Annotated in this window: 8 protein-coding genes; 3 read left to right on the top strand and 5 right to left on the bottom strand. The window is 68.4% G+C overall.

Annotated features, from left to right (window positions below; translation table 11 throughout):
• Positions 1 to 22: 22 nt before the first annotated feature.
• Genes lipB through IMW82_RS09110 form a run of 3 tightly spaced genes read left to right on the top strand, consistent with a single transcriptional unit; the run spans position 23 to position 3,996 of the window.
• Positions 23 to 721 carry a lipoyl(octanoyl) transferase LipB gene (lipB, locus tag IMW82_RS09120; RefSeq protein WP_211004346.1) on the top strand — a complete coding sequence of 233 codons (699 nt, stop codon included), beginning with the start codon at positions 23 to 25 and terminating at the stop codon, positions 719 to 721.
• Between the two features lie 9 nt (positions 722 to 730).
• The gene (gene lipA / locus IMW82_RS09115; protein WP_211004345.1) at positions 731 to 1,741 is read left to right on the top strand and encodes a lipoyl synthase; all 1,011 of its coding nucleotides are present in this window, start codon (positions 731 to 733) and stop codon (positions 1,739 to 1,741) included.
• An 8-nt stretch (positions 1,742 to 1,749) separates the two neighbouring features.
• On the top strand, positions 1,750 to 3,996 hold the full coding sequence (locus tag IMW82_RS09110; RefSeq protein ID WP_108470317.1) for a carboxy terminal-processing peptidase: 2,247 nt from the start codon (positions 1,750 to 1,752) through the stop codon (positions 3,994 to 3,996).
• A gap of 65 nt (positions 3,997 to 4,061) precedes the next feature.
• Here IMW82_RS09110 and IMW82_RS09105 read toward each other — a convergent pair whose 3' ends face one another.
• The 5 genes from IMW82_RS09105 to IMW82_RS09085 all read right to left on the bottom strand — a co-directional run bounded on the left by IMW82_RS09105 (position 4,062) and on the right by IMW82_RS09085 (position 13,657).
• Positions 4,062 to 5,924, bottom strand: a complete 1,863-nt coding sequence (locus IMW82_RS09105; RefSeq protein ID WP_211004344.1) for a sulfotransferase family protein — start codon at positions 5,922 to 5,924, stop codon at positions 4,062 to 4,064.
• 92 nt (positions 5,925 to 6,016) lie between these two features.
• Positions 6,017 to 8,878 carry a TonB-dependent receptor gene (locus IMW82_RS09100; RefSeq protein ID WP_211004343.1) on the bottom strand — a complete coding sequence of 954 codons (2,862 nt, stop codon included), beginning with the start codon at positions 8,876 to 8,878 and terminating at the stop codon, positions 6,017 to 6,019.
• A 198-nt stretch (positions 8,879 to 9,076) separates the two neighbouring features.
• Positions 9,077 to 10,393, bottom strand: a complete 1,317-nt coding sequence (locus IMW82_RS09095) for an aspartyl/asparaginyl beta-hydroxylase domain-containing protein (protein ID WP_211004342.1) — start codon at positions 10,391 to 10,393, stop codon at positions 9,077 to 9,079.
• A gap of 59 nt (positions 10,394 to 10,452) precedes the next feature.
• Positions 10,453 to 12,195, bottom strand: coding sequence for a M1 family metallopeptidase (locus tag IMW82_RS09090; protein ID WP_211004341.1), 1,743 nt, complete (start codon positions 12,193 to 12,195; stop codon positions 10,453 to 10,455).
• 82 nt (positions 12,196 to 12,277) lie between these two features.
• Positions 12,278 to 13,657: a leucyl aminopeptidase family protein gene (locus IMW82_RS09085; RefSeq protein WP_108470321.1), complete on the bottom strand. Its 1,380-nt coding sequence runs from the start codon at positions 13,655 to 13,657 to the stop codon at positions 12,278 to 12,280.
• Positions 13,658 to 13,724 lie beyond the last annotated feature (67 nt).

The following is a 13,724-nucleotide window of genomic DNA, read 5'->3' as shown; positions in this document are numbered from 1 at the left end:
TTTTCCGATCACTTCGCCGACCGTGAAATCCGATTCCCCATCCCCCATTTCCGATTCCCGGCCATTGAAAATCCGCCGCCTCGGTCGTCAGCCGTACGCGGCCACCTGGCAGGCGATGAGTGCGTTCACCGACAACCGCACGGCGGACACGCCCGACGAGCTGTGGCTGCTGGAGCACGACCCGGTGTTCACCCTGGGCCAGGCCGGCAAGATGGAGCACGTGCTGGCGCCGGGCGATATCCCGGTGATTCCGGTGGATCGCGGCGGCCAGGTGACCTACCACGGGCCGGGCCAGATCGTCGGTTACCCGTTGATCGACCTGCGCCGGGCCGGCGTCGGCGTGCGCGAGCTGGTGCACCGGATCGAGCAGTCGCTGATCGACACGCTGGCGCACTGGAACGTGACGGCCGTGCGGCGCGAAGGCGCGCCCGGCGTCTATGTGGGCGAGGCCAAGGTCGCCGCGCTCGGCCTGCGCGTGCGCCGCGGCTGCAGCTTCCACGGGCTGGCCTTCAACGTGGCCATGGACCTGGAGCCGTTCCACCGCATCAACCCCTGCGGTTACAAGGGTTTGGCGGTCACGCAGCTGCTAGACTTGGGCGGTCCGTCGCAGCTGGCCGCGGTCGAAGACGTGCTGGTGCAGGAGTTCTGCCGCCAGTTCGGCTTTGTCGCCGAGCCCGCTACCCCCATCCTGCCCGAACTCCCCGCCCGCGCAGCGGTCTGAGCTGTCTACATGAGCGAAATCTCCACCTCTTCCCCCAAGGTCATCCCGATCGCCGTCGTCAGTGGCGCGCCTGCGGGCGAAAAGCAGGTCGGCAACGACAAGATCGCGCTGAACCGCGCCGGTTTCGACACCAGCGTGCCGACCCTGCGCAAGCCCAGCTGGATCCGCGTGCGCCTGCCGCAGGGCAACGCCGTGCAGCAGCTGAAGGCGCGCCTGCGCGAGAACTCGCTGGTCACCGTGTGCGAGGAAGCTTCCTGCCCGAACATCCACGAATGCTTCAGCAAGGGCACCGCCACCTTCATGATCCTCGGCGAGGTGTGCACCCGCCGCTGCTCGTTCTGCGATGTGGCGCATGGCCGCCCGGTGGCGCCCGATCCGCTGGAGCCGGCGCGGCTGGCCGAAACCATTGCCGACATGCGGCTGAAATACGTGGTGATCACCTCGGTCGACCGCGACGACCTGCGCGACGGCGGCGCCGAGCACTTCGCCGCCTGCATCCGCGCCACGCGCCACGCCAGCCCGAGCATCCGCATCGAGATCCTCACCCCGGATTTCCGCGGCAAGGGGCGCATGGAACGAGCGCTGGAAGTGCTCAAGGAATTCCCGCCGGACGTGTTCAATCACAACCTAGAAACCGTGCCGCACCTGTACCGCGAAGTGCGTCCGGGCGCTGACTACCAGTGGTCGCTGGACCTGCTCAGGCGCTTCAAGGCGCAGCACCCGCAGGTACCGACCAAGTCCGGCATCATGCTGGGCCTGGGCGAGACGATGGAGCAGGTGCTGGAGACGATGCGCGATCTACGCGCCCATGACGTCGAGATGATCACCATCGGCCAGTACCTGCAGCCCACGCCGCACCATCACCCGGTGGTGCGCTACTGGACGCCCGAAGAATTCGACATGCTGCGCGAAGCCGGTGAGGCGATGGGTTTCCATCACGTCGCCTCCGGCCCGCTGGTACGTTCGTCCTACCACGCCGACCTGCAGGCCCATGCAGCCGGTGTCACCGAGTCAGCCTGAGAGCCTCCATGAAATTCCGTCCCGCGCTGTTCCTGTTGCTTGCCCTCACCGCGACGGGCGCGCTTGCGCAGTCGGCCGCCGACCTCGGCGCCGGCAAGGCCCGCAAGGCGGCTACCTGGCCGCTCACCTTCACGCCCGAGGAAGCGCAGGCCGCGCAGTTGTCGGCGCGCTTCCTGACCCGTTTCCACTACGACGCGCAGCCGCTCGACGACGCCATGTCGGCGCGTATCTACAAGGCGTATTTCAAGCTGCTGGACAGCGAGAAGGTGTTCTTCACCCAGGCCGACATGGCGAAGTTCGCGCCGCTGAAGACCCAGCTCGACGACGCCATCTGGAACCAGGACCTGTCCGCGCCGTTCTCGGTGTTCAACCTGTACGTGCAGCGCGCGGTCGAGCGCATGACCTACGCGCGCAACCTGCTCAAGCAGGGTTTCGACTTCTCCGCCGACGAGAGCTACACGTTCGATCGCGAGCACGCCGACTGGCCGAAGGACCAGGCCGAGCTGGACCAGCTCTGGCGCAAGCGCACGATGAACGACTGGCTGCGCCTGAAGCTGGCCGGCAAGGACGACGCCGAGATCCGCAAGACGCTGGACAAGCGCTACGCCGCCTACATCGAGCGCATCAGGCAGCTTGACGGTCAGGACGCGTTCCAGACCTTCATGACCGCCTACGCCGAGACCACCGACCCGCACACCGACTACCTCGGCCCGCGCGCGGCGGAGAACTTCGACATCTCGATGAAGCTGTCGCTGGAAGGCATCGGCGCGGTGCTGCAGCCGCGTGACGACTACACCCAGGTGCGCGAGCTGGTGCCGGCCGGTCCGGCCGCCAAGTCCGGCAAGGTCCAGGTCGGCGATCGCATCGTCGGCGTCGGCCAGGGCGACAACGGCCCGATCGTCGACGTGATCGGCTGGCGCCTGGACGACGTGGTCAACCTGATCCGTGGCCAGAAGGATACGGTGGTGCGGCTGGAGATCCTGCCCGCCGATGTCGGCCTGGACGGCAAGCACGAGGTCATCAGCCTGGTGCGCAAGAAGGTCAGCATCGAGGAGCAGGCGGCGAAGAAGAAGATCGTGGAGATCAAGGACGGCGGCGTCACCCGCAAGATCGGCGTGATCGACCTGCCCGCGTTCTACTCCGACTTCGGCGCGCGCAGCGCCGGCGACAAGAACTTCAAGAGCGCCACCCGCGACGTCGCCAAACTGCTCGGCGAACTGAAGCACGAGGGCGTGCAGGGCGTGGTGGTGGACCTGCGCAACAACGGTGGCGGCTCGCTGGCCGAGGCCAATTCGCTGACCGGCCTGTTCATCGACAAGGGCCCGGTGGTGCAGGTGCGCGACTCCAAGGGCCAGGTCGAGGTGCAGGGCGACGACGACCCCGGCATGGCCTGGAGCGGGCCGCTGGCGGTGCTGGTCAACCGCGGCACGGCGTCGGCGTCGGAGATTTTCTCGGCCGCGATCCAGGACTACCACCGCGGCCTGGTGATCGGCGAGCCGACCTTCGGCAAGGGCACCGTGCAGAACCTGGTCGACCTCGACCGCTTCTCGCAGAGCGACAGCGAGAAGCCGCAGCTGGGCGAGCTGAAGATGACCATCCAGGAATTCTTCCGCATCAACGGCGGCTCCACCCAGCTCAAGGGCGTGACGCCGGACATCGAGTTCCCGAAGAACGGCGATGACAAGGACTTCGGCGAGTCGACCTACGAAAACGCGCTGAAGTGGACCCAGATCGCGCCGGCCAACTACCAGGTGGTGGCGAACCTCAACGCCTACCTGCCGCAGCTGCAGCAGCTGCACACCGAGCGCGTGGCGCATTCGCCGGCGTGGAAGCTGATGCTGGACGAACTGGCGCAGTACCGCACCATGCGCGCGAAGACCTCGGTCTCGCTGAACTTCGCCACGCGCGAAGTCGAGCGCAAGCAGATGGAGGCGATCCAGGCCGATTTCCGCGCGCGGCACAAGGCCATCGACGGCACCGACGCCTCGCTCGCCGACGAGGCGAGCAGCCTCGACGACGGCCTCAACGCAAACGAGCGCAGCCTGAAGAGCGAGCTGAAGCAGGAGAAGGACGCGAAGAAGGCCAAGGACGTGCAGCTCAACGAGACCGCGCACATCCTGTTCGACGCGATCGGCATGATCAAGGCCGATCCGAAGCTGGCCAGCGAGGTGCTGCCCTACGGCGGCAAGTTCTCGCCCAACACCGTCGCCGGCACTTCAACGCCGGTGTCGGCAACGAGCAGCGGCACGCACTGAGCAACCGGTTCCCGCAGAACAAAAAAGGCAGCGCATGGCGCTGCCTTTTTTGTTCTGCGGGCAGGCTACACGGTGTAGCCGAGGCGATCGATCCACGGCTGCAGCACGGGCAGCACCGGTTCGAACTGCTCGCGGTAGTTCTGCCAGCGGCCGACCGCCTTGCGGTGGATGCCTTCGGTAACCTGCGCGTAGCTGGGCGTGCTGATGAAACGCTTGTGCCGTGCGTGTTCGGCGAAGCGTGCCATCGGCGACGCGTCGGCGGTTTCGAGGAACTGCCCCAGGCGCGCGACCTGTTCGTCGAACCGGCCGACCACCGATTCGTAGCGCCACTCCAGCACCTGCGGCGCAAACACCTCGACGTCGTGCGACCACTGCTCGAAGGCGTGCACGTAGCCCTGTGCCAGGCGTTGCAGCGACGAACACAGCACCATGAAGGCCGGCGAGCGGAACGGCTGCATGCTGCAGCTGAGCAGCACATCGCAGGGGTGGCGCAGGCACAGGATGATGCGCGCGTGCGGGAACAGCCGCATGATCATCGGCAGGCACAGCATGTTGAGTGGATTCTTGTCCACCAGGCGGCGTTCGCCGAGTTCCGGCAGCACCCCGGCGACCCGGCGCCAATAGAGGCTGCGCAGCTGGTCGGCGTCCTGCTGGCTCAGCGTGGCCAGGTCCGCCGGGTAGCGCTGGCCCGTCAGCTCCATGCCTTCGATCAGCTCATGGATGTAGGCGCGCTCGTCCATGGACTGGAAATCCGGATGGGCGTCGAGCATCTGTTCCAGCAAGGTGGTGCCGGAACGGGGGAAGCCGACCACGAAGACCGGGCTGTGCCGGCTGTCGGGTGAGCACAGCGGTGGCCAGTCGAGCGGAGCGCACTGGCCGGCTGCCTCGCCGCCGAGCTGCAGCGGCTGGCTGTCGGTCGCCAGCAGTTCGGGCACCACGTGGCGGGCAGTTTCGAGCTGCACGGCATGTGCCTGCTGCAAGGCCTGCCATGCCTCGGCATGGCGTCCTTGCCGGTCGCAGGCGGCGGCCAGGCCGAAGGCGGCGTTGGCGCGGGCTTCGGCGTCGACGGCGCCGTCGAGCGCACGCTGGTACAGCGCCGCGGCCTCGGCCGGGGCCCCCGCGCGCATCGCCAGCGCGGCGTGCGCGCGCCAGCCGTCGGCGCGCGCTTGCTGGGCGTCCGCCGGCAGGGCTTCGAGCGCGTCCAGCGGCAGTTGCCGCAGCTCGTCGCGTGCCGCGTCGAGGCGGTTGTTCCTTTCGTGCAGCAGCACGCGCTGCGCGGCGATGCGCAGGCGCATGACCGTGGCTGCCGGTCCGGCGGGCAATGTTGCCAGCGCCAGCGCAGCCAGCGCCGCGTCCGGCTGGCCCTGTGCCGACAACATGGCGGACAGCAGCAGGGCCTGTTCGGCCGGTTGCGCGGGCCAGTCGCCGGCGCCGTGCAGCATGGCTTCCTGCTGGGTGTTGTCACCACAGACATGGCAGGCGTAGGCCGCCTGCAGCCGGGCCTCGATGAATGCCGGGCTCAGTTCCACCGCGTCCAGCAGGGCCTGCCGGGCATCCACCCAGCGCTGCTGCTGCGTATACAGCAGGCCCAGGTTGTAGTGCACTTCGGCATCATCGGGCGCCAGCGCCAGTGCGGTGCGCAGGGCCTGCTCGGCGCCGGCCAGGTCGCCCGCCTGGCGGCTGACCACGGCCAGGTTGTTCCAGTACGCCGAGACGTCCGGCCGCCGCTGCGCCAGCCGCCGGAACGTGGCAGCGGCCTGCGCCAGGCGCGCGGTGGCCTGCTGCGCCAGGCCGAGCAGCAGCAGCACGCCTTCCTCGTTTTGCTGCGACGGCGTGGCCTGCCCGGCCAGGGCGATCACCCGCTCCGGCTCGCCGGCGTTCCAGGCGCCAGCCATGACGCCGGCCAGGTCCGTGCTCGCGGTGGGCATGCCTACTCCGTGGATGGTCTTGCGTGACCCATTATGCAAGAGGGCCGCGAATGTTCGCGGCCCTCCCGTTTGCTGCCGGTTTGCTCAGGCGATCAGAACTTGATCGTCGCCCGCGCCCAGTAGTAGCGGCCGAGCACGTCGTAGGTGGCGGTGTCCACGTTGTAGTTCGCACCGTTCTGGTAGACCAGCGGCGGCGCCTTGTCCATGATGTTGTCCACGCCGACGTCGAAGCGGGTGTGGATCGACGGCACCGCGTAGCCCAGCTGGATCGAGTGGTAGATCACCGAAGCCACCGGAATGTTCACCCCGGAGATGGCGGCATCGGCGTTGAGCGCGGTCAGCTTGTTGATGTAGCGCGACTGCCACTGGGCGTTCCAGTTGCCCTTCTCCCAGTTGAGCGTGACCGTACCGCGCCAGCGCGAGATGTTGCCGAACTGCGGGCTGAGGGTGCCGGCGTAGTTGACCGTCTGGGCGCCCGGCTCGCCGGGTGTGGCGTTGACGTTGTACGTCGAGGTGTAGCTGGTGCTGAGGCCGGCACGGAAGTTGCCCGGGTCCACGCTGCCCAGGTTGAAATGCGGGATCTTGTAGCGCAGCGTGTAGTCGATGCCGGTGGTGCTCAGGTTGCCCAGGTTGACCACCGGCGTGTTGATCAGGAACACCTGGCCGGGCTGCCGGCTGGTGCTGTCCTCGCGATGGATGAACGAGCAGTACGGGCTGCTGGCATTGTTGTAGCAGGAGTTGACCACGGTATCGGCCTGGATCGCCGTCAGTGTGTCGGACAGATAGATGTGCCAGAAGTCGAGGCTGGTGGACACGCCCGGCAGCCAGTCCGGATCGTAGACCAGGCCGAGGTTGATGGACTTGCCCTTTTCCGGCTTCAGCGTCGCGCCGACGGTGGCGGCGCCGGAGTAGAACGTGTTGACCTGTGCCGGCGAGTTGCCGGCCCAGTTCACCGGAACGAACTGGCAGGCTGCCGGATGCGCCGCCAGTTCGGCCGCGGTGAGTCCGACGCAGGGATCGTTCAGGTTGGGCTGGACCAGGGTGCGGCCATCGTAGAGTTCATTGAGGTTGGGCGCGCGGAACACCTGCGAAATGGTGCCGCGTACCAGCAGGTCGGCAATGGGACGCCACTCGATCGCGATCTTGCCGTTGGTGGTGGTGCCGGTGGTGCTGTAGTTGGACGAGCGCACGCCGAGGTCGAGGTTCAGCGAGTGGGCCCATGGCTGGTCGGCAAGCAGCGGGATCAGCGTCTCGGCGTAGACCTCCTTGACGTTGAAGCTGCCGCGGCCCGGCGAGCCGCAGGCTTCCTGCAGGATCTGGCAGGTGGTGGTGGTCGGGTCGAGCACGGCGAAGTCGCTCACCGTGTAGTTCATGAACTGCTTGCGGTACAGGGCGCCGGCGGACAGCTGCACCGCGCCGGCGGGCAGGTCCCACAGCTCGCCGTTGGCGTCGAACTGGGCCTGCTTGGTGGACTGGGTGTAGATGTAGATCGGCGTCTTCACGCCGGCACTCAGCACGTTGCCGGCATTCGCCTGGTCGAAGATGTTGGCGCCGCCGTCGACCGCCGCCTGCAGCGCCGGGATGTCCACCTCGTTGGAGTCGCGCTGGTCACGCTTGGTGTGGCTGTAGTTGATCGACGCATCCCAGTTCCAGCTGCTTTCCTGGCCGAAATTGCCGCGCAGGCCCGCGTTGATCTGCGAGGTGTCGGTGGTGTAGCTGTGCACGCGGGTGCCGGCGCCGGTGAGGCGGGTCTGGAAGTTGTAGCCGCTGTTCGGGTCGCCCGGAACCGGGTTCTGGCTGAAGGTGATGCCGAACGGATTGATCGGGTTGCTGGAGGAGATGATCAGGCCGTCGCCGGTGCCGACCGGCGAGGGCGCGTCCTGGCCGCTGGATACCGTGTGGTTGTAGAACGCATTGACGAAGCCGGTCAGGTTGTCGGTGAAGTCGTAGCTGCCGAGCACGAAGCCGTTGGTGCGCTTCTGCGCGGTCTGGATGTAGTTCAGCGCGGCGTAGTTGAAGGTATCCGAGCCGAGCCGGCAGCGGTAGTCGCCCAGCGAGGAGCCGTTGCCCGTGGCCAGGGTCACCTGCGCGTAGCCGCTGGAATTGAGCGTGCAGCCGTACTGGGCGGCGATCGACCCGGGCACCTGGATGCGGCCGGTCGGGATCGAGCTGGAACCGGCCGGGATGACCGAGCCGCTGGACAGGTACAGCTGCTGCTTGGAGAACTTGCGCCTGGCAGCGAGCGTGGCGTCGTACTTGTTGTAGTCGAGGCCGGCGGCAAGGCTGTAATGCTCGCCGGTCATGCCGCCGGTGAGGTTGAACCCGCGGCGCTGGGCGTCGCCGTGGCTGGAGATGCCGTCGTTCAGGCTGAACTGGGCGCCCTTGAAATCCTTGCGCAGGATGAAGTTGACCACGCCGCCGATCGCGTCGGAGCCGTACACCGTGGAGGCGCCTTCAGCCAGCACGTCGACCTTCTCGATCATGTCCGGCGGGATCAGGTTGATGTCCGGGTTGGACATGCGCTGGCCGTTGACCAGCACCAGCGTGCGGCTGATGCCCAGGCCGCGCAGCGAGACGCGCGAGGCGCCGTCGCCGGCTTCCAGCAGCGGGCTGGCGACGCCGCCGCCGTTGCTGTTGTTCTGCGGGTTGGTCGCGTTGCCCGAAATGCTCGGCATCTGCTGCAGCACGTCACCCAGCACGGGCTTGCCGGAGTTGGTGATGGCCGCGCGGTCCAGCGTCACCACCGGGCTGGCCGTCTCCACGTCCACGCGGCGGATCAGCGAGCCGGTCACCACCACCGCTTCCAGATTCTTGGCCTTGCTCTTGGACGGCGGCGTGGCCTGGTCCGTCGAGGTCGGGTTGTCCGCCTGCGGTGCCTGCGCCTGGGCCACGCCCGCGGTGGCAAAGACGCCCGCGGTCAAGGCCAGTCGCACCGCCAGTGACAAGTGATTCATGCCGTATTTCATGTGGTCTCCCCGTTGGATGTTGTTATGTGCTGCGTTCCCAGCCTTCGAACCTGCCGTGCCTCTCCCGGTACACACTGGAACACGCCACGACAACCGCCCGCGGCGCCCAGCCGGCAAGAGACTACTCCCAGTAATGGCCCGGCGCACCACTACCGTCTGTGCAGTCGGCGGTCAATCCGCGAGCGCTCAGGACTGGGGTGGCGCGGCAGGCGTCGTCCCGCTTTCGCGGTTGAAGTCGCCAATGGCGGCGACCAGGTCGGTCACCGCCGCCCGTTCGGCCTCGCTGAGGTCGGGGTTCCAGCTGTCCAGGATCAGCACCACGCGAGTCTGCGTGCTGCGGTTCCACGCTTCGTGCTCGAAGGTGTCGTCGAAGGTGACGCAGCGGCCTTGCTCCCACACGTGGGTTTCGCCGCCCACGCGCAGGGCGCAGTCCGGCGGCACGATCAGCGGCAGGTGGGTGACCAGGCGCGTGTTGGTGACACCGCGGTGCGGCAGGATGTGCGTGCCCGGACGCAGCACCGAAAACAGCGTCTCCGGCGCGTGCTCGCGCACCCGCACCAGCGGCAGCGAGTCCAGCATCGCGCTGGTGCGCGGGCAGCGGGCGCAGTGCAGGTCGTGGCGCAGGCCGTGCCGGTAGAAGAAGAACGCATCCCAGGCCGGCCCCTGCGTGCCGGACGAATCGAGCAGTTCCCCGCTGGCATTGGTGCCCAGGAACGGCACCAGATCGTCCTGGGCGAGCACGTCGCGCAGCTCCTCGCCGATCGTCCCGGCGGCCACCTCCAGTCGTGCGTGCTCCGGAAAGCGCTCGCGCGGATAGAACGTGCGGCTGGGAATGCCGGGGAAATACAGGAAGGTGGGGCGCTGGCGCGGGTCCGGCAGGTCTGCCGCCCGCTCGTGCAGGTAGATCGCCAGGCACTGGTCGACGCGGGCCAGCTCGGAGCGGCCGTAGCGTTGGCGCAGCGGCTCGATGACCGCGTCGAACAGTTCGCGTCGGCCGGCGGCGACGAAGCGCGCGGCATGCTTCACAGCCTCGCGCAGACCCGGCGCGGTGGTGTCGTCGCTGAGCCAGCGGCCCTGCGCCTGCGCGGCGTCGAATGCGCCGAGGTAGGCCAGCATGGCCTCGTGCCGGCGCCCCAGCTGTTCGAGCGCCACGCCCAGGCGCAGGCGCGCCACGAACATGCCGGGTGCGAGCTGCAGGCCCTGGTGCAGGCTGTCGGCGGCGGCCTGGTGTGCGCCGGCCAGCATCTGCACCTCGCCGAGGCGGTGCAGCACGGCGGCGTCCTCTGGCTGCGCTCGATGCGCCGCGGTCAGCAGGGCGATTGCACGCTCGACATCGCCCCGACCCAGTTCGCAGGTGGCCACGAACTGCAGCGCTTCGGCGTCGTCCGGCAGGACTTCCAGCAGCCGTCGGAAGGCCTGCTCGGCGGTCGCCGCATCGCCGCGCTGCCAGGCGGCCAGCGCCTGCTCGCGGCACGCGGCGGAAACGGCAAGGGGCGGCTGCATCGGCAGGATCCGTAGCGGGACGTGCGCCGATTATAGGGACGCGTGGCCTTGCGGTCGGATTATTTCGCCGCGCGCGACGCCGCTCGCTGCTGTTTCAGCCATTGCTGGTAGGCCTCGACGTGCGGCATCTCGCGCAGCAGCTTCGAGCGCGGGTCGACGATCAGCAGGCTGCCGGCCGGCACCTGCAGCTGGCCGCTGCCGTCGCTCATCGGCAGGGTGTGCACGGCGTCGCCCACCTGCACCTCGACCGGCATCGGGAACGGTTTGCCGCGTTCGGTGACCCAGCGCAGCTTCAGCGTGTCGCCCACGTGCTGCTCGTCCAGCCGCGGCAGCGCGGCGTCGCGCAGGTAGACGTTGAAGAACCAGTCGAGCTTGCGTCCGGTGACCTGGTCGACGATCGCCACGTAGTCGTTGGTACTGGCGTAGCGCGGCTTGAAGTTGCCCGGTTGCGGGTCGGGGCGGCCATACACCAGCCGGCGGATGCTGTCGAAGAAGTCGCGGTCGCCGATCAGCTGGCGCAGCGTGTGCAGCATCAGCGCGCCCTTGTTGTAGATGTCCTGGCCCGGGCCGGCCTGTTCGTCGTAGACCTGCTCCTCGGTGCGGCTGTTGCCGGAGACGATCGGGTGGCGGTTGCGCAGCTTCAGGCGCAGCTCGTGCAGCCAACTGAAATAGTCCATGTCGCCGTTGAGGTACTGGCTGTACAGCGGCTGCATGTAGGTGCCGAAGCTCTCGTGCAGCCACATGTCGTCCCAGTCGGCGTTGGTCAGCTGGTTGCCGAACCACTCGTGGGCGAATTCGTGCTGCAGCAGGCTGTCGTAGCCGTAGCCATTCAGGCGGTAGCGGTTGCCGTAGGCGTTGAGGGTCTGGTGCTCCATGCCCAGGTGCGGGGTCTCCACCACGCCCATCTTCTCGTCGCCGAACGGGTACGGGCCGATCTGCTGCTCGAAGAAATCCAGCATGCGCGGGAACCCGGCGAACAGCGCCTTGGCCTGCGCCTCGTGCCCGCGCAGGTACCAGAATTGCATCGGGATGGTGTTGCCGTAGCGGCTTTTGTAGTCCGCCTTGAGTTCGTCGAACGGGCCGATGTTGATCGAGATCGCGTAGGTATTCGGGTGCCTGGCGCGCCAGTGGTACGTGTGCCTGTCGCCCGCGTCGGTAATGCCGACCAGCATGCCGTTGCCGGGCGCGGCCAGCGTCTTCGGCACGGTGATCCAGGTATCGACCAGGTCGGGCTCGCCCTGCGGCTGGTCGATGCACGGCCAGAACAGGTCGCAGCCCTCACCCTCGACCGCGCTGGCCACCCAAGGCTGGCCGTCGGCGGTGTGGCTCCACACGAAGCCGCCGTCCCACGGCGCCTTCTTCGCCACGTGCGGCTTGCCGCCGTAGCGGATCGTCACGCGCACCTTGCCGCCGGCGGCGAGCGGCGCGGGCAGCTGGATGCGCAGGCGGCCGTCCGGGTTGCTCCACGCGCTGACGGCGAGCGGCCGGCCGCCCAGCTCGATCGCGCTGATCGGCAGGTTGCGGTCCAGGTCCAGCAGCAGCGTGTCGGTGGCGGACTTCGCGGTGAAGCTCAGCGTCGCGCTGGCGTCGATGCTCTGCGTGGCCGGGTCGACCGCGAAATGCAGCTCGGCGTGGTCGAAGTGCACGCGCGCCTGCTCGGCCGGCATCACGCCGCCCGAGTTCAGCGTCTGCGCAGTGAGTGCCGGCTGGGTGGCGGTCGCGGTTTTGGCGACGGGAACGCCGGTGCAGGCGGCAAGGCCGAGTGCCATGCAGGCGGTGAGCAGGCGCGGGCGAAGAGGCATGGGGACGCTTCCGGCGGAGAGGGATTTCGCAGGGTGCAGTCTTTCACCCTGGCGCGACAACGCCAAAGGTCATGCTGCCGGCTCAGCCAGCGTAACGCTGCTGCAGGAACGCGAACGTCGCGCGCAGCCCCATCGCCTCGCCGCCGCGCGGGCGGCCGGGGCGGTCGGCGTCGTTCCAGGCGTAGGTGTCCAGGTGCAGCCACGGCGTGCCGTCCGGCACGAAGCGTTCCAGGTACAGCGCCGCGGTGATCGCGCCGGCATGGCGCGACGGGCCGGCGTTGGCGAAGTCGGCCAGGTACGAATCGAGCATCCGGCGGTACGGCCGCCACAGCGGCAGCTGCCACAGCGGATCGTCGACCGCGCGGCCGGCGGCCAGCACGCCGGCGGCCGCGGCCTCATCGTTGGCGAACAGCGCGGGCAGGTCCGGACCCAGCGCCACGCGGGCGGCGCCGGTGAGGGTGGCGAAGTCGAGGATCAGGTCCGGCTGCTGCTCGGCGCCGTAAGCCAGCGCGTCACACAGCACCAGGCGGCCCTCGGCGTCGGTGTTGTCAATCTCCACCGCATGGCCGGCGCGGGTGACCACCACCTCGCCCGGGCGCAGCGCATTGCCGGCCACGGCATTTTCCACCGCAGGGATCAGCAGGGTGAGGCGCACCGGCAGCCGCGCCTGCATCACCAGTCCGGCCAGCGCGATCGCGTGCGCGGCGCCGCCCATGTCCTTCTTCATCCAGCGCATGCCGTCGGACGATTTCAGGTCGAGCCCGCCGGTGTCGAAGCACACGCCCTTGCCGATCACCACGAGCTTGGGATCGCTTGGCTTGCCCCAGCTCAATTCGACCAGCCGCGGCGCGCGATGGCTGGCGCGGCCGACCGCGTGGATGGTCGGGAAATTCGCTTCGAGCAATTCGTCGCCGACCCAGTCGCGTACCTTCGCTTTGTGCGTCTTGCCGAGCTGCTTGATCGCGTCGGCCAGTTGCGCCGGGCCCATGTCCTCGGTCGGCGTGTTGACCAGGTCGCGCACCAGCGCGGTGGCTTCGACCAGCGGCGCCAGTTGCTGCAGCTGGGCGGCCGGCACGACGAGCCGGGCCGGCGCGCGCTTCGGCTGGCGGTAGCGGTTGAACTGGTAGGCGCCCAGCGCCCAGCCCAGCGCGGCCTGGGCCGGATCGGCGAGCACGCCTTCATCGGCGAGATGGTAGGTCGCCGCGGGCAGGTTGCACGGCAGCGCGGCCAGCGCCGCCAGCGGCTCGCGCGGATCGACGCCAGCCAGCACGCGCACCAGTTTGCCCGTGGCATCGGACAGCAACGCGTACGTGCCCGACGCTGCCTCGAAGCCGCTGTCGGCCAGCCAGCGCCGCTGCGCCGCGGTGAGCCGGCGACGGGTCGCGGCGTAGTGCGCGGCATCGGTGGTCTCGATGGCGATGCTGCGGCGGTTGCCGGACTGGCGTTCGATCAGGGCGGACATGCGGGATCCTTCGGGCTTGCGGCGGCACGGTGTGCCGCGTCATGGGCGATGAGCCGCCAATGATGCG

The organism is Rhodanobacter sp. B2A1Ga4, from assembly GCF_018101315.1.
GTDB classification, from domain to species: domain Bacteria; phylum Pseudomonadota; class Gammaproteobacteria; order Xanthomonadales; family Rhodanobacteraceae; genus Rhodanobacter; species Rhodanobacter thiooxydans_A.
The sequence above is the reverse complement of the archived record's forward strand: the minus strand, read 5'-3'. Positions and strand labels throughout refer to the sequence as shown.

Bases quoted from the DNA above. Each gene is read 5' to 3' on its own strand.
- lipA (WP_211004345.1), top strand. From the start codon at position 731: ATGAGCGAAATCTCCACCTCTTCCCCCAAGGTCATCCCGATCGCCGTC.
- IMW82_RS09110 (WP_108470317.1), top strand. From the start codon at position 1,750: ATGAAATTCCGTCCCGCGCTGTTCCTGTTGCTTGCCCTCACCGCGACG.
- IMW82_RS09105 (WP_211004344.1), bottom strand. From the start codon at position 5,924: ATGCCCACCGCGAGCACGGACCTGGCCGGCGTCATGGCTGGCGCCTGG.
- IMW82_RS09100 (WP_211004343.1), bottom strand. From the start codon at position 8,878: ATGAATCACTTGTCACTGGCGGTGCGACTGGCCTTGACCGCGGGCGTC.
- IMW82_RS09095 (WP_211004342.1), bottom strand. From the start codon at position 10,393: ATGCAGCCGCCCCTTGCCGTTTCCGCCGCGTGCCGCGAGCAGGCGCTG.
- IMW82_RS09090 (WP_211004341.1), bottom strand. From the start codon at position 12,195: ATGCCTCTTCGCCCGCGCCTGCTCACCGCCTGCATGGCACTCGGCCTT.
- IMW82_RS09085 (WP_108470321.1), bottom strand. From the start codon at position 13,657: ATGTCCGCCCTGATCGAACGCCAGTCCGGCAACCGCCGCAGCATCGCC.